This window comes from Nocardiopsis sp. NPDC058631 (genome assembly GCF_042716955.1).
Classification (GTDB): domain Bacteria; phylum Actinomycetota; class Actinomycetes; order Streptosporangiales; family Streptosporangiaceae; genus Nocardiopsis.
The window spans coordinates 51,658-67,245 of sequence record NZ_JBHXQY010000025.1; the positions used below are offsets into that span (position 1 = coordinate 51,658).

A 15,588-nucleotide genomic window follows, 5' to 3' on the forward strand; every position below is an offset into this window, starting at 1 on the left:
CGCGGCGGCCCCGGGACCGACCTGGGCCGGTCCCCGTCGTGGTGACGCCGCTGTCCACGCTAACGAGGCCGAGGACGATCCCCGGGACCTGCGGGGGTGTGTCTCCCGACCGTGGCGCAGTGTTTCCCGTGCCACCCTGCGCCCCGCGCACCGTGTCCTTTCCGGTTCGGGCCTGTCAGGCCGTCGTCTCCAACCCCAGGTCCTCGCGCAACTGTTCCAGGGTTGACCGCAGCAGGCGGGAGATGTGCATCTGCGAGTACTCCAACCGCTCTGCGATCTCGGCCTGGGTGTGGTCGTAGAAGTACCGCAGCATCAGGATGTCGCGCTCTCGCGCGGGCAGGCGGGCCAGGGCCGGCCTCAGCGCCTCCCGGTCCACCACCAGGTCCAGGCGGTGGTCCTCACAGCCGATGCGCGCCTCCAGCGCAGGACACTCCTCCCCATCGGAGTCGGGGTTGTCCGGAGCGTCCAGGGACAGGGCGCGGTAGAGCCCGGAGGCCTGGCGGGCCTCGTCCACCTGGGCCGGGGTCATCCCCAACCTCTGACCGAGTTCGCCTCCGGTGGGCGTGCGGCCCATCTCCTGGGTCATCTCCTGCTGGGTCCGGTGCAGCCGGATCCGGTTCTCCTGTGCCGAGCGGGGCACCCGCACGGCCCAGGTGTGGTCGCGGAAGTAGCGCTTGATCTCACCGGTCACGGTCGGCATCAGGTAACCCAGGAAGGGCATGCCCCGCCCGGGGTCGAAGCCGCGGATCGCCTTGCACAACCCCACCATCGCCGTCTGGTTCAGGTCCTCCACCGGCTCCCCGCGCCCCGCGTAGCGGCGCGCGATCCGTTGCGTCAGCGGCGCGTAGAAGGAGACCACGCGCTCATGGAGTTGCTCGGCCCGGGGGTCGCCCCTGTCGAGGGCCTTGAACTGTCTCAGGAGGTCTTCGCCCGGGTCCTGTTCACCCGGTCCGGGGCGGCGTGGTGCCGGGACCAGGGGGCCGCGGCTGGACGGAGCATGGAGGGGGAGCGTGTCTGTATCGGTGGTGGACAAGTGGAGACCTCCTGAAAGGTCGACCTGTGTGCATGTCACTGCCGTGACGGCAGGGCACCGCTCCTCTCAGGTGCGTGCTTGTGTCGTCTTTCCCTGGTGAAGGAGACTGAAAGTCACAGAGGGAACTTTTAATTTTGAGATGACATAAAAAAGACATTCGAGGCAGGGTGGTGCGCTGGCGGCCGACGTGCACGAGGCCGCCCCCAATCCGCCCGGGTACGTCGACGGCCTCCCGCTCCCGGCCCTTCGTGCTCCAGGGGAGGCCGGGAAGGCCGGTCAAGGGTCGGGCAACCCTCGGTGGCGGAGGGGTGACAACCCGTCAACGGGGTAGACGAGCGAGCATGAGACTTGGTGAACGCATCCGCGAGGTCGAACGCGAGGACCGTCTGGACCCGACGGTCTCCCGTCTGAAGAGGATCGCCGAACGCCTCCCGTCGGGGGTGGTTCGCGACATGCTGCACGGCGTACAGCTCGGCCACCCCCTCCACCCGATCTCGGTGCATCTGCCGATCGGCACCTGGGCGGCCGCGGTCCTGCTCGACATGCTGCCCGGGGACCACCGCCGCAGCGCTCACGCGCTGGTCAACATCGGACTGGTCGCCAGCCTGCCCGCCGCGGTCAGCGGGCTGGCCGACTGGTCGGAGCAGCACGAGCGCCAGCAGCGTGTGGGTGTGGTGCACGCGGCGGTCAACGGGGCGGGCGCGCTGCTGTTCGGCGCCTCCTCCCTGGCCCGCGCGCGCGGACGCGAGGGGTGGGGGCGGGCTCTGGCTCTGGGCGGGGCCGGCGCCATCGGCCTCGGTGGTCTGCTCGGCGGTCACATCACCTACTACCGCGCGGGCGGCGCCAACAGCGCCGACTACCTCGTGGACCTGGTGTCGGGGGACTGGCACGACCTCGGCCCGCTGGACGGGTTCCCGCAGGAGGGAGTGGGGCAGGGCGACATGGGCGGTGTCCCGGTCGTGGTGGCGCGCACGGGGCACTCGGTGTCCGCGCTGCTGGGCACCTGCCCCCACATGGGCGCCCCCCTGGCGGAGGGCGAGGTGGTGGACGGGTGCGTGCGCTGCCCGTGGCACGGGAGCGAGTTCCGCCTGGGCAGCGGCACGGTGGTCCACGGACCCGCGACCGCTTCGCTGGAGACCCTGCAGACATCCGTCGTGGACGGCCGTCTGATGGTGCGCCTGCGTACTCCCGAGGGATAGGCCGCGGACGCCGGTCGCCCCACGGCCCGGCGGCCCGCACGAGAATCTGATGGCGACGGCTGTCGCCGAGACCGGTCCTGGCCTCCGCGGAGCCCCGGCGGAGGCGGGCGAAGGTGTCGTCAGCCGTCCAACCGGCCAGCCAGGTCGCGCAGTTCGGCGCGTTCGGCCCCGTCGGCCCTCTCCACGTGGTCGGCGAGGTCGATCAGCACCTCCACGTCGTCGGGATCCCCCTGTGCACCCGTCGAAGCAGTGAGCTGCACGCGGGTCTGGGCGTCCAGGCCCATGTAGAGTTCCGGCGCGTAGGGTTCACTCCTGACCACCGTGTAGTCGCCGTGCTCGATCACCTGGCACGGCTCGACGGCGTCGCTGCAGCTCTCCTCAAGCCCCGTGGGGGAGGCGCCCTCCGAACGGTAGGCGCGGAGCATGAGCCACGACAGCTGGCCCTGGTCCCCGTGCGCGTACTCCACGGTCATCTCCCCCGAAGCGGGAAACAGGCTGACACCGACCAGTTCCCATGCGGAGTGGCGCAGGACCGGGACGGCGGCGTACCGGTCGAAGTCGGCGTGCGCTTGGGCCCTGATCGGGAGTACGTGAACGGCTACGCCGACGATGAGCGCGAGGGGGACGCAGGCGACCGCGAGACCTCCTGCCAACCATCGGTTGCGGAAAACGACCGAGATCGTACAGGTCAGCAGGCCGAAGACGATCGCGAAAGCCGCGAGAACGAGGAGCGGGGCGAACGAGCCGAGGTCCCACGCCCCCAGTGAGTGCGCCAGCCAGACGTAGCCGACGGGGACGGCGAGGACGAGCGAGGAGAGGAACAGCGACCAGGGGATGCCGCGGACACCGCCCAGATGGTGGAGCAACGCCGCGCCCACCGTCCACAGGGCTGCCAGGGCGCCGAGGCCCGCCAGGAGCAGGGCCCTGATGACGTTGGGGTAGAAGTCAACGTGATCGTCCCAGTTGAGCAGGGAGGTCGCACTGCCGATCAGCGCCGTGGCCGCCGGCAGGGCCGCGATCACGAGCCATCCGATGAACATGACGGCCAGCGCACGACGCGGCGGTGTTGTCGGATCGGGGCGGTACATGCGCTTCGAAGAAGCCGTGTCGGACGTGGAGGAAGGCTTCCGGGAGGATTTCAATGGCGAATTTTCCAGTGGGGGCGTTGACGATGAGGGCCGCATTGCGTGACGGATCGGGGGTCGCGAGCGCGGGACAGCTGTAGGGCTCGTCTGAGAAACCAGCGGCGTTCGTGGCCGAGTGCTTACAAAAGCGCACAATGCAGATGATGCCGGGCCGAGCTGGAAAGTTCGACGCCCTCAGCGGTGCGTGCCACCGACCCCGGTGGTCAGTACGTCCAGGGAGCGGCAACGCGTTCCGGATCATTCCGGGACGTGGTAGACGTGCGCCTCGTTCAGCTTCCCGGAGCCGAAGCGAACGGCCACGTCGAGCGCCTTCTTCACCTGTTCCATGCGCCCGGCGATCTGGAAGCAGGTCGCCTCGTCGAGGAAGACCGAACCGGGGACCAGCCGCAGCGCTGCGACCGGCTCGCCCCCGGGACCCGTGCCGTAGGCCGGGAGGTGGCCGAGGACGACCCTGGCGTACGGATTGCCCTCATAGCCGGCGAGCAGCCTGAACAGGGTGTGCGTGTAGCGGTTGGCGGCTTCGACCGCGGAGGGTCCGGCCTCGCGGAGAAGCGTGAAGGCCGGCGTGCCGTCGGGCGGAACCGGCCAGTACACCGAGGCGACCCCGTCGGAGAACGGGGTGAGCAGCTCGAAGCCGCGGCTCGGCAGCAGGTCCATGAAGGCCCGGTTGGCCATGAGGAGGTTCGCCAGGTAGACGCGGAAGCCGTCCACCCCCACGCTCTGCACGGCCACCCACGCGGCCAGGACGGGCGCCGCGCTGCGCGAGTGCTCGATGGTGTGCAGCAGCACGTTCTCACCGTGCGGCCGGTGCTCGGCCTCGCCTGTACCGCCCTCCACCCACCGGTGCAGCTCGGCGGCGTCACGGGTGAGGAAGAGGCTGGAGGAGTAGGGCGCCAGCCCGGTCTTGTGGAAGTCGATGGTCATCGAGTCGGCCTCCCGCACCTGCGAGACCAGTCCGGCCGTGGCCCGGATCTGATCGCCCAGCTCCGGGCCGAGGCCGAGGGGGTCGCCCGCGAAGTCGTAGTCGGTGAAGAAGAGCCATGGCCAGGTGACCACCGTGTCGAAGTGCACCAGGGGTCGGTAGGGCAGCGCGTGCGCAGCGCGGACGCGGTCGAGCGCGGCGGTGACGGGTCGCACCGGGTCGATGGCGTTGTGCAAGATGTTGCCGCCCGAGAGCACGACGCACGCGACGGGGCGGCCCTCGGCCAGCAGCGCGTCGACCACCTCGGCGATCGCGTCGGGTGCGACTCTCCCCCCGGGCTCGGCGGGCACGCGCACGCAGGCACCGGTGCCCAGGCCGAGCAGCGCGCAGACGGATTCGAGGCTGTCGTGGTTGTGGGCGGTGGTGACGACCACCGGTGTGCCGCCCGGGGGCAGCCCGTCGCGGTACGAGTCCGGACTGCACCGGTTCAACCCCATCCGGACGGCGTAGAGCAGCCCGGCCTTGCCTCCGAAGGAGAACACGCCGCCCGCTGTGTCCTGCCAGCCCGCTCTCCGGGCGAACTGCCGGACGAGCTGCCGCTCGACCTCGATCACCCCCGCGCTGCTGAAATCCCAGAGCGCGTTGGGGCTGTAGAGGCCGGCGACCGCGGTGATCGCCGCGGTGTCGAGCAGCGGTTGCGGGGTCATGTTGAACAGGGTGGCCGGGGAGTGCCAGCGCAGCTGCCCGCGCAGGGCGCGGGCCGCCGTGCTGAGCACCCGGTCCGCGTCCTGGGGGTGGTCGGGCAGGTTCTCGTACTCGGCCAACCACGCGTAGTCCCCCGGGGGTCCGCCCAGCCAGGGATCGTCGGGGTCGGTGTCCCGCGGCAGCCCGTCGAAGGCCACCCGGATCCGGCGGGCCAGTTCCTCCCCGCCCTCCCCGCAGGGGGAGGGCATCCTGCTTCGCAGTTCCTCACGGACGGACTCGAACACTCGGTGGGACACGCCTCCCCCTTTCTGCGCGACGTGCGGGATCCGGCCGCTCCGGCGGCCTGCGGGGTCACCGCTCCGGGTAGGGGTACTCCTTTCCGTGGTCCCACGGGAACAGGTGGAGGTTCCAGGTGTTGAGCATGTTCACGTACAGGGCCAGGGTGCTGATCAGGGCGAAGTACTGCTCCCGGTTCTCCAGCCGGCCGAGTGCCTCGGCGCTCTCCCTGGTGAAGCGCTCCAGGGTGTGCAGCCCGGTGTAGCCCAGGAACTCCGAGGGCGTGCGGATGAAGCCGGGTGTGATCTCCCGGAGGGTGTCCAGCGGGAGTTCGGTGGTCCGGACCAGCCGGAGGAGCCCGTTGAGCGCGCCGTATCCCAGCGGCCGCACCTCGCCGTTGAGGAAGACCAGGGTGGAGAAGTACTGGCCCCTGCTCCCGGCCCGGCTGCTGATCCGGCCCGCGTGGATGTCGACGACCTCCTCGGGAGGAACCGTCCAGGACCGCTGGGTGGCGTCGTGGATCTCGTCGATGAGGCGTTCCACGTCGGGGAGGCCGGTCCGGGGCGGTCGGGGAAGCGCGTAGTCGCCCACCCGGTCGCCCTTGCGGCGGACCCGTACCTCGACCGCCTCCTTGGTCCTGTAGGCCGCGTCCCAGCAGTGCCGGCCGGCACTGCGCAGGGCGTCGACGTCGTCGGGCACGACGCGGCCGATCGGAGCCGCGGGCAGGTACTCGGTGAGCGGCCCGTACTTGATGCCGATGTGCTGCAGCTGGGAGAGGAAGACGGTGCCGTCCGGCGCTTCGGTGCGGTCCTCCATCTTGTACTCGGGCGCCCTGTACACCGGCTCCGGACTGGGCAGGAGGTGGTACAGGTGGTCGCCGGAGACCAGGGCGTGGTTCTGCAGGCTGTTGTACGGGACCAGCCGGTTCCAGACCATGTCCGCCAGGTCCGGGTTGTCGTCGGTGAGGTCGGCGGTGACGGTGATCTGCGGCTGGACCCATTCGATTTCGAGTTGGCGCACGGTGGTACTCCTCTGTGGTCGTGTGGACGGCGGACGTCTCAGCTGCGGAGGGCCCCGGCCGCCCCGGCCGCCTGACCCCGGATCGCTGCCTTGTCGGGTTTTCCTCGGGGGGTGAGCGGCATGCTCGACAGGAGGTCGACACGTGTCGGCTGGTGGACGGAACCGAGGGTCTCGCGCACGGCGGCCGTGAGCTCGGCGGTGAATTCCGCCGTCCGCCCCGCGGGGACCGGGACGGAGGGGACGACCGCGGCGTAGACGCTCTCCCCGGTGTCGGGGTCGGGCAGCCCCACGACCACCGCCTGGGCCACCCCCGGGTGGGCGGTGAGCACCTGCTCCACCTGCTGGGGGTAGACGTTGTAGGCGTCCACGATGATGATGTCCTTGACGCGGTCGACGAGGTAGAGGTATCCCTCGTCGTCGGTACGGCCCAGGTCCCCGGTGTGGAACCAGCCCGCGCGCAGTACCTGGGAGGTCAGGTCGGGGCGGCGCCAGTAACCGGCCATGATCGTGGGGGAGCGCAGGCACACCTCCCCGATCGAACCCGCCGGTAGTTCGCGCCCCTCGGCGTTGCGGATGGCGATCTCGACGCCGGGCAGCGGGCGGCCCACCGAGTTCAGCAGATACCGCTCGGTCCGAACGTGGTCTGTCCGGTCGAGGAAGCTGATGAATCCCGCTTCCTGCATTCCGTAGTTGTGCATCAGGACGGGACCGAGCGCGGCCACCGCGTCCGCGATCCTGGACGGTGAGGAGGGGGCCCCTCCGTAGGCGACCAGTCGCAGATCCGGGAGTTCGGCGTCCTGCAGGCCGGGGTCGTGGACGAGCGCGTGGACCATGGAGGGTGATCCGAAGAAGTGGGTGATGCGTTCGCGGCCGAGGATCGCTGCGACCTCGCCGGCGTGGAAGTCGTCCACCAGTACGGCGGTGCCTCCGCCGGCCAGGGTCCACTGCACGATCTCCCCGCCCAGATCCGAGAGGGGGATCGCGACCAGGAAGCGCCAGGGGCCGGGACCGTACATGTGGCGTGCGTTGTCGAGGAACCCGGACGCCGAGGCGAAGGTGTGCGCGATGCCCTTCGGCTCTCCCGTGCTTCCGCTGCTGAAGGTCACCATGGAAATGTCGCCGTCCCGGTCGGAGCACTCCAGGGGGGCGTCCGGCTTCTCCTCCGCCAGATCCAGTACGTTCTCGCCGAAGTCGCAATCGCCGATGGACAGGGCGTGGGAAATGCCGGCGCGGGAGCACAATGACGCGGCCTCGTCGCGCTGGTCCGGATCGAAGACGAAAAGTTCCGGTTGTCCCTCCAACAGGAATTTCAGTTTCTCCCCGGTGGAGAAGAAGGGCCTGAGGCCGACGTAGCAGGCGCCGAGCGACTGCACCGCGAGGCGGGCGATGACCGACTCGGCGCTGTTCCCGTGCAGGTAGGCGACGGTTTTCCCGGGTTCGATCCCCTGGTCCGCCAGTGCCCTGGCGAGTGCGGAGGCGCGCTGGAGCAGCTGTTCGCCGGTGATCCTGCGAGAACCGGCGACCACGACGTCCCCGGTCCTGGCGGACTCCACACCACGCACGATTCGAGTGACATAACCCATTGATGACATGGCGGGCCCATCGTTCTTTTCGTGTCCCCCGAAAGACAGGGACGACAGGATTCCCGGGAAAGGAAGAATGCGGCCGGGAACCTCTCCGGGTGCCGAAAATAACACCGTGGTCGAAGCTTTTCCGCACACGACACCCTCGAACCGGCGGCCTCCACCCGGAAGGAGCGCACCACGTCGGCCCTGTCGCTCACCCGATGCCTCGACCCGGCCGCGTGGTGCGGCGGCCCCTTCCGGGTGGCGGCGCCCACCTTCGCGGTGGACCCGCCCGGGAGCGGGCGCGTTCCCGCGGGCTTCCCACAGCGGATCCGTACCGACCGCCCCACCCCCGGGGTCCTCCCTCTCGGCCCCCGGGTCTGCTCGGGGTCGACCACCGGTCACCGAAACACCTTCGCGTTGGAAAACCTTCGGCAAGGGAGGTCCAGGAATGCACATTGGCGGCCTTCTCGTGCGTACCGGCGCGAGTGTCGGGTACTCGCGTCCCCAGCGCATGACCATCCGATCCGAGGAGGTTGTGGTGATGCACCCGCACGAGGGGTCCGACGGGCCCGACAGCGGCGGTGGCCAGAAGGCGGACACGGCCCGCGCGGCGGCGGGCGAGGTCGCGTCCACTGCCAAGGAGCAGGCACGTTCCCTCGCCGGTGAGGCCCGCTCGGAGACGGAGCGCGTCGTGTACGACGTGCAGGGCCGCCTGCGGGACGAGGCCGAGAGCCAGGCCAAGAAGGCTTCGGGGAACCTGCGCCAGTGGTCGCAGGACCTGGAGTCCATGGCCAAGCACGGAGATTCCGAGTCGCCCGTGGGTGAGGTGGTACGCCAGGTCGCCGAAGGCGGCCACGGGGCCGCGGACTTCCTGGACGAGAGGGGTGTCGACGGCCTGCTGGACGAGGCCCGCGACTTCGCCCGGCGCAGGCCGGCGGCGTTCCTCGTGGGAGCCGCCGTGGCAGGGTTCGCCCTCGGGCGCGTCCTCAAGGTGTCCTCCTCCGTCTCCGACCAGGGGGGTTCCGGAGGCGATGGCTCGGAACAGGGCCGGCCTTCAGCCGAGAGCCGTGAGGAGGCCTCCCTGCCCAGACAGGCCAGGCCCTCCGCGGGCGAGACGGTCCCACCGGACGCGGCCTCCGCGAGGCTCGGCCGGGAGCGCGAAGGCGGAGGAGGTTGACATGGCGACGGTACCCAGGCCCTCACCGAGCACACAGGACCAGTCCCCGAAGGAGCAGGTCCAGGACGACAGGTCCCTGGCCGAACTCTTCGGGGAGGTGACCACCGACATCCAGACGCTGTTCCGCCAGGAGCTCGCCCTGGCCAAGGCCGAACTCCGCGAAGAGGCCGCCAAGGCGGGCAAGGCCGCGGGCCTCCTCAGCGGGGCCGGCTTCGCGGGCTACATGACGGTGGTGCTGCTCAGCTTCGCAGCGGTGTTCGGCCTCGCCGAGCTCATCGGGCTCGGCTGGGCGGCACTGGTGATGGCGGTGCTGTGGGCGATCGCGGGGGCGGTCATGTACTTCATGGGACGCAGCCGGATGCGCGAGGTCTCGCCCACGCCCGAGCGCACCATCGAGACGTTGAAGGAGGATGCCCGATGGGTGAAACATCCGACCGGATAAGGCAGGACATCGAGCTCACGCGCGCGGAGCTGACCCAGGACACGGACAAGCTGGTGAGCCGCGCCAACCCGCGGACCGAGATCGACCGTCGCACCCGCCAGGTGCGCCACAGGGCCCAGGAGATGAAGGACCGGGTCATGGGGTCGATGCCCTCGGGATCCGACGGTGACTCCACGGGGAGTGCGATCCGGCAGAACGCCGGCCAGCTGGCCGACACGGTCAGGTCGGCACCCCAGCAGGCCGCCCAGCAGACTCGGGGCAATCCGCTCGCCGCGGGGCTGATCGCCTTCGGTGCCGGGCTGCTGGCCGCCTCCCTCCTCTCCGAGAGCAAGGCGGAGCAGAGGGCGGCCCAACAGGTCCAGAACCGCGCGGGCGGCATGATCGAGCCGGTCGAGCAGGCGGTCTCGGAGTCCGTGGACCGGGTGAAGGAGCAGGCCACCGAGTCGGCCCGCGACGCCGGGGAGCAGCTGAAGGAGAGTGCCTCGGAGAAGGCGCAGTCCACCGGCGAGCAGGCCCAGAAGGAGGCGAAGGGCGCCTCGGAGGAGATGCGCGGTTCCTAGGGCGCGCCGAGCGCTCCGACGGCCGGCCGTGCCCGTACCGTCTCCCCGCCCGGTCCTGCCGTGGCCGGCGAGACGGTGGGGCACGGCCGAATCATTGCCCCGGCGGCACTGCCGGAGCGAGCGGGAAGGGACGTGACCGATGACCCGGCAGAGCAACCAGGACCCGGGCGACGGGCGCTCTCCGACAGGAGAGGCCACGGCGCCGACCCGCATGTCGAAGTCCTCCTGGTGGGGATCCCTGCGCAGGACGTTCCGGGAGTTCAGCGCGGACAACGTGACCGACCTGGCCGCCGGCCTGACCTACTACGCGATCCTGTCGCTCTTTCCCGCGCTGCTGGTGCTGGTGTCACTGCTCGGCCTGGCGGGGCCGGACGGCACACGGACGCTGACCGACAACGCCTCCGCGATCCTGCCCCAGGACGTCGCAGGGCTCGTGACCACCGCCGTGGAGAACCTCCAGGGGAGCCAGGGCGTCGCCGGTCTCGTCGGCATCATCAGTCTGGCCGTCGCCCTGTGGTCGGCGTCGGGGTACATCGCCGCCTTCATGCGGGCGTCCAACATCATCTACGACGTCCCGGAGGGGCGCCCCATCTGGAAGAAGCTGCCCGTCCGTGTCGGCATCACCCTGGTGATGCTGGTCCTGATGACCCTCACCGTGCTCGCCGTCGCGGTCTCGGGCGGTCTCGCCGAGCACATCGGGGAGCTGCTCGGCCTGGGAACCACCGCGGTGGCGGTGTGGGAGATCGCGAAGTGGCCGGTGCTGCTGGTCATCGTGATCTTCATGATCGCCCTGCTGTACTGGGCTTCGCCCAACGCCAAGCGCGGCTTCCGGTGGGTCAGCGCGGGGAGCGTGCTCGCGGTGCTGATCTGGATGGCCGCCTCGCTGGCGTTCGCCTTCTACGTCGCCACCTTCGCCTCGTACAACAAGACCTACGGAAGCATGGCGGCCGTGGTGATCTTCCTCGTGTGGCTCTGGATCAGCAACATCGCGATCCTGCTCGGCGAGGAGTTCAACGCCGAGCTCGAACGCGGGCGCGCCGAGCAGGCGGGCCTGTCGTCGGGGGAGGAGCCCTACGTGGAGATGCGCGACCGGCCCGAGCCCAAGGGCGGCAAGCGCTCCGGGGGCCCCGGCTGAGTTCAGGCCGGCGGGCCCGCAGGGGGTGAGCGAGGACCGCAGCCCGGTACGGAGGTTCTCACCCGAATCTCACCCGGCATCGCGACCGCGTGCCCACCAGGCGTTTCCGTCCGGGTTCTCAGGGTTCTCTCAGGAAGTTCTCGGACTTCTCGTACTCCCATCGGCTTGTGTTCTCCCTGTCGTCACCATCAGATGAAGGGAGACACAGTGACATCGCAACGAGCACCGTCCACCGGGGACGAAACGGGGAACGGGGGCAGCGACGCCGGGCACCGGCTCAGGGTGCCCGGCAAACTGCACGCCTTCAACCGCTACGAGCTCAAGTACCTGCTTCCGGTATCCCAGGTCGCGGAGGTGCGCGCCGAACTGACCGCGCGCATGAACGCCGACCGCAACGCCGGGGCCAACGGCTACGGCGTGTGGAGCCTCTACTACGACACCCAGCGGCTGCGCTTCTACTACGAGAAGATCGAAGGGCTCAAGTTCCGCCGTAAGCTGCGCATCCGCCGCTACGGCGAGATCGGCCCGGACGCCGACGACGCCCCCGTCTCGGTCGAGATCAAGCAGCGGGTGAACCGGGTGACGCAGAAGCGCCGCGTCCTGCTGCCCTACGGCCTGGCGCGGGACCTGTGCGACCACCGGATCCGGGTGGAGCACCCCCGAGCCGACCAGGCGTTCGTCGACGAGGTCCTCGACCTCGTCCACCGCCTGGACCTGCGCCCCACCGCGATGACGGGCTACCGGCGCGAACCGTACGTGGGAACCGACGCGGACCTGGGGCTGCGCGTGACCCTGGACCACCGTGTCCGCGGACGCGACCGCGACTTCGACCTGCGCGCGGAGGCGGAGAACCGTTACATCATCAGCCCGGACCACGTGGTGATGGAGGTCAAGGCCAACGAGCGCGCCCCCTACTGGGTGACCGACATGGCGGCCCGGTTCGGCCTGCAGGTACAGCGGATCTCCAAGTACTGCCAGAGCGTGGAGGCCTTCGGCAGGGCACCGCGCTCGGTCTTCCACGTACCGGTGGAGGACGTGGTCGAAGACTCCCGCCCCATCGCCGCGCCCCGCGAGCCCGCGCTCCCGGGCACCCGCCCCTGACAACACCCTCCCGAGACCGACAAGGCACGGACCCGCACCATGAACCTCGACTTCGACCTCACCGACCTGTCCGGAACCTTCAGCGTGATGGACGTGGTCCTCTCACTGTCCCTGGCCTTCGTGACCAGCCTGGTGGTCGCCTGGACCTACAGGGCAACGCACCGCAACATCTCCTACAGCCAGAGCTACGTCCACACACTGGTCATCCTGGGCATGCTCATCGCCCTGATCATGCTGATCGTGGGCTCCAACATCGCCCGCGCCTTCGCACTCGTCGGGGCGCTGTCCGTGGTGCGCTTCCGCAACGCGATCAAGGAGACCCGCGACGTCGGGTTCATCTTCCTGGTCATGGGCGTGGGCATGGCCTGCGGAACGCGCTTCTACACGCTCGCGGTCCTGGCCACCCTGGTCATCTGCGCGGTCATCCTGCTCATGCACCGCTTCAACTGGTTCGCGCTCAACGTGCAGCGCCAGGTCGTCAAGGTCCAGGTGCCGGCGGACGGCGACGACTACGGGCCGATGATCGACGACGTGCTCATCCGCTTCACCGACGAGTACGAGCTGATCAGCACCGAGTCGGTGCGCGGCGGGTCGCTCCTGGAGATGGCCTACACGGCGCGCCTGAAGAAGGGCGTCAGGCCCGGTGACGTCATCGAGCGGCTGCGCGAGCTCAACGCGGGCCAGAAGGCGACCGTCCTGACCGGCTACGACCAGACGGACATGTGACATGCGCGCCCCGAACGACGAAGAGGACGACGCCACCCCGGCCGCCGAGGCGCGCCCGAGGAGGTCGACCCGCCTGCGGCACCGGATCCCCGTGCGCCTGCGCCACTACTGGAAGACCGCCGCCGTGGTGTGCGTGGGGCTGCTGGCCGTGCTCCTGGTCCTCGGTGAGGCGAGGGTGCGGCCCTACATCACCTCGGAACTGGTCTCCGACGACGCCGTCACCGAGAACATCGAGGGCACCGGGGACCTGTTCGACGGGGGGGAGCACACCATCGAGGTGAGCTTCGACGAGTCCGAGTACGCCGACATGATGCGCACCTTCCGCGAGGAGGGGGAGAAGCAGTTCGTCCGGGCGGACATCACGATCGACGGCACCGTCGTCAACGACGTCGGCCTGCGGCTCAAGGGCAACTCGACCCTGATGAGCCTGCGCGGTGACGAGGAATCGGGCGGCGCGATGCCGGGCGGGGGCGAAGGCGGGATGCCCCCGGGGGCGCAGGGAACCGAGGAGGAGACCCCGACCGGGGAAGCGGACGGTGCCGAGCAGGAGCAGGAGGCGTCCGAGGAGGGAGGGACCGCGGAGGGGCGCGGCGGCCCCGGCACGATCACCCTGTCCGAGGACGAGCCGGAGAGCCTTCCGTGGCTGATCAGCTTCGAGGAGTTCTCCTCGGGGCGCGCCTACCAGGGCCACACCGAGATCACTCTGCGGCCGGCGACCACGGCCTCCGACACCGCCCTCAATGAGGCCCTGGCGCTGGAACTGACGGCTGCCGACGGGCAGACCACGCAGGACTACACGTTCACCTCGTTCGCGGTCAACGGCGGGGAGCCGGCACCGCGCCTGCTGCTGGACTCGCCCGACGCGGCCTGGGCCACCGAGTTCGGCGAGGGGGTGCTCTTCAAGGGGCGGGCGGGGGGATCCTTCGACTACCTGGGAGGGGACCCCACCGACTACGAGGAGGCCTTCAACCAGATCAACGGTGAGGGGAGCTATGACCTGCAACCGGTGATGGATCTGCTGGAGTTCGTGGAGGAGTCCGACGACGAGGAGTTCGCCCGTGAGCTGGACGAGTACGTGGACACCGAGTCCTTCGCCCGCTACCTGGCGCTGCAGAACCTCATGTCCAACAGCGACGGCATGGACGGCCCGGGCAACAACTACTACCTCTGGTACGACACGGAGGAGGAGCGGTTCACCGTCCTGTCGTGGGACCTGAACCTGTCCTTCGGTGGCATGGGGGGCATGCCCGAGGGGGTGGAGATGCCTGAGGGGATGGAAGCTCCCGAGGGGGTGGAGATGCCTGAGGGGATGGAAGCTCCCGAGGGGGTGGAGATGCCTGAGGGGATGGAAGCTCCCGAGGGGATGGAACCCGGCCAGGGCGGGGAGATGCCCGAGGGCATGGGGGACAGGGGCGCGATGACGGGTGGCAGCGGGGCGCTCAAGGAACGCTTCCTGGAGAACGAGGACTTCACCGCCCTGTACGAGCAGGCCTACGCCGACCTGTACGAGAACCTGGTGGAGGACGGCACCGCGTCCGAGCTGATGGAGTCCGCCGTGTCCCGGGCCGAGGCGGCGGGGGACGACGGGGCGGCCGCGGCCGGTGAGGACCTCGCCGAACAGATCGTCTCCATCGCCGACGCCCCGCAGGAGGGCATGGGCATGCCCGGAGGGGGAGGGCGCGAACAGGCGGGGGAGTGATCCGTTCCCGCCGAGGGCCCGGTGCGGACGCGCGGCGTCCGCACCGGGCCCTGTCACCCCAGGGGCAGGACCACGGTGAAGACGCTGCCCCGGCCAGGGGACGACTCGGCGGTGAGATAGCCGTCATGGGCGGCGACGAACGCGGCGCTGATCGCCAGGCCCAGACCGGAACCGGCACCCGCCCTGGCCCGGTCCCCCCGGTAGAAGCGGTCGAAGAGGTGGGGCAGCTCCTTCGGGGGGATCCCCGGCCCCTCGTCGCTCACGGTCAGGACCGCGACCTCGGAGACACCCGGCGGAAGGGCTCCCGCGTGAGCGGGGCCGCGCGGGGGCGGATGCTCCGTCCGGGTCACCCGCACCCGCACGGGAGTGCCCCGGGGTGTGTGGGCGAGCGCGTTGCCGACCAGGTTCTCCAGCACCTGCCGGATCCTGTCGCCGTCCCCCACCGCGTGCACGGCCGGGGACGCCACCAGTTCGAGGGGGGTGCCCGGGGTCCGGGCCCGGGCCGCGAGGACCACCTCCTGCGCGATCCCCCTCAACTCCACGTCGGAGCGCTCCAGTACCGGGGTCTCGTCGAAGCGGGAGAGGATCAGCAGGTCGTGGACCATGTTCCCCATCCGCTCGGCCTCGCCCTCGATACGCGACATCCACCGGTCCGCCCCGGCCGCCTCGCTGTCCATCCCGCGGTCCCGACCCTGTCGGTACAGCTCGGCGAACCCCCGGATGGAGGACAGGGGCGTGCGCAGTTCGTGGGAGGCGTCGGCCACGAAGCGCCGGGTCGTCTCGGCGGCCCGGTCCCTCTCCCGGAGCGCCTGGGAGAGCCGGGTCAGCATGGTGTTGAGGGCGGTACCCACACGCCCGGTCTCGGTGGTCGCCTCCTGGG

Annotated in this window: 15 protein-coding genes; 9 read left to right on the forward strand and 6 right to left on the reverse strand. The window is 70.1% G+C overall.

Translation table 11 applies throughout. The features are described 5' to 3' along the window. Positions 1 to 175: 175 nt before the first annotated feature. Entirely contained in the window at positions 176 to 1,033 is an 858-nt protein-coding gene (locus ACFWTE_RS11335; RefSeq protein WP_378779219.1) for a SigB/SigF/SigG family RNA polymerase sigma factor, read from the reverse strand. 341 nt (positions 1,034 to 1,374) lie between these two features. On the opposite strand from ACFWTE_RS11335, the gene ACFWTE_RS11340 reads away from it, so the two are divergent. Further along, entirely contained in the window at positions 1,375 to 2,232 is an 858-nt protein-coding gene (locus tag ACFWTE_RS11340; RefSeq protein ID WP_378779220.1) for a Rieske 2Fe-2S domain-containing protein, read from the forward strand. 119 nt (positions 2,233 to 2,351) lie between these two features. On the opposite strand, the gene ACFWTE_RS11345 is transcribed toward ACFWTE_RS11340, so the two are convergent. Beyond that, positions 2,352 to 3,272, reverse strand: coding sequence for a hypothetical protein (locus ACFWTE_RS11345; RefSeq protein ID WP_378779221.1), 921 nt, complete (start codon positions 3,270 to 3,272; stop codon positions 2,352 to 2,354). On the opposite strand from ACFWTE_RS11345, the gene ACFWTE_RS11350 reads away from it, so the two are divergent. Continuing rightward, positions 3,265 to 3,423 carry a hypothetical protein gene (locus ACFWTE_RS11350; protein WP_378779222.1) on the forward strand — a complete coding sequence of 53 codons (159 nt, stop codon included), beginning with the start codon at positions 3,265 to 3,267 and terminating at the stop codon, positions 3,421 to 3,423. The genes ACFWTE_RS11345 and ACFWTE_RS11350 overlap by 8 nt on opposite strands. A 191-nt stretch (positions 3,424 to 3,614) precedes the next feature. Here ACFWTE_RS11350 and ACFWTE_RS11355 read toward each other — a convergent pair whose 3' ends face one another. From ACFWTE_RS11355 to ACFWTE_RS11365, 3 genes are read right to left on the reverse strand one after another with little or no spacing between them, the layout of a single operon-like run. Continuing rightward, positions 3,615 to 5,300, reverse strand: coding sequence for a pyridoxal phosphate-dependent decarboxylase family protein (locus tag ACFWTE_RS11355; RefSeq protein WP_378779223.1), 1,686 nt, complete (start codon positions 5,298 to 5,300; stop codon positions 3,615 to 3,617). A gap of 55 nt (positions 5,301 to 5,355) precedes the next feature. Beyond that, on the reverse strand, positions 5,356 to 6,300 hold the full coding sequence (locus ACFWTE_RS11360; RefSeq protein ID WP_378779224.1) for a hypothetical protein: 945 nt from the start codon (positions 6,298 to 6,300) through the stop codon (positions 5,356 to 5,358). 38 nt (positions 6,301 to 6,338) lie between these two features. Continuing rightward, positions 6,339 to 7,853, reverse strand: coding sequence for an AMP-binding protein (locus ACFWTE_RS11365; RefSeq protein ID WP_378779225.1), 1,515 nt, complete (start codon positions 7,851 to 7,853; stop codon positions 6,339 to 6,341). 526 nt (positions 7,854 to 8,379) lie between these two features. On the opposite strand from ACFWTE_RS11365, the gene ACFWTE_RS11370 reads away from it, so the two are divergent. From ACFWTE_RS11370 to ACFWTE_RS11400, 7 genes are all read left to right on the forward strand, one after another. Next, positions 8,380 to 9,045 carry a hypothetical protein gene (locus tag ACFWTE_RS11370; protein WP_378779226.1) on the forward strand — a complete coding sequence of 222 codons (666 nt, stop codon included), beginning with the start codon at positions 8,380 to 8,382 and terminating at the stop codon, positions 9,043 to 9,045. Between the two features lies 1 nt (position 9,046). After that, positions 9,047 to 9,487, forward strand: a complete 441-nt coding sequence (locus ACFWTE_RS11375; RefSeq protein ID WP_378779227.1) for a phage holin family protein — start codon at positions 9,047 to 9,049, stop codon at positions 9,485 to 9,487. After that, positions 9,463 to 10,047, forward strand: a complete 585-nt coding sequence (locus ACFWTE_RS11380; RefSeq protein WP_378779228.1) for a DUF3618 domain-containing protein — start codon at positions 9,463 to 9,465, stop codon at positions 10,045 to 10,047. The genes ACFWTE_RS11375 and ACFWTE_RS11380 overlap by 25 nt, the downstream gene beginning before the upstream one ends. Before the next feature lie 139 nt (positions 10,048 to 10,186). Further along, positions 10,187 to 11,182: a YihY/virulence factor BrkB family protein gene (locus ACFWTE_RS11385; protein ID WP_378779229.1), complete on the forward strand. Its 996-nt coding sequence runs from the start codon at positions 10,187 to 10,189 to the stop codon at positions 11,180 to 11,182. Between the two features lie 207 nt (positions 11,183 to 11,389). Then, positions 11,390 to 12,283, forward strand: a complete 894-nt coding sequence (locus ACFWTE_RS11390; protein ID WP_378779230.1) for a polyphosphate polymerase domain-containing protein — start codon at positions 11,390 to 11,392, stop codon at positions 12,281 to 12,283. 39 nt (positions 12,284 to 12,322) lie between these two features. Continuing rightward, positions 12,323 to 13,009: a DUF4956 domain-containing protein gene (locus ACFWTE_RS11395; RefSeq protein ID WP_378779231.1), complete on the forward strand. Its 687-nt coding sequence runs from the start codon at positions 12,323 to 12,325 to the stop codon at positions 13,007 to 13,009. Between the two features lies 1 nt (position 13,010). Beyond that, complete coding sequence (locus ACFWTE_RS11400; protein ID WP_378779232.1) at positions 13,011 to 14,708, forward strand: CotH kinase family protein; 1,698 nt, start codon at positions 13,011 to 13,013, stop codon at positions 14,706 to 14,708. 53 nt (positions 14,709 to 14,761) lie between these two features. On the opposite strand, the gene ACFWTE_RS11405 is transcribed toward ACFWTE_RS11400, so the two are convergent. Next, the coding region (locus ACFWTE_RS11405; RefSeq protein ID WP_378779233.1) for a sensor histidine kinase at positions 14,762 to 15,588 on the reverse strand (827 nt) is incomplete at its 5' end.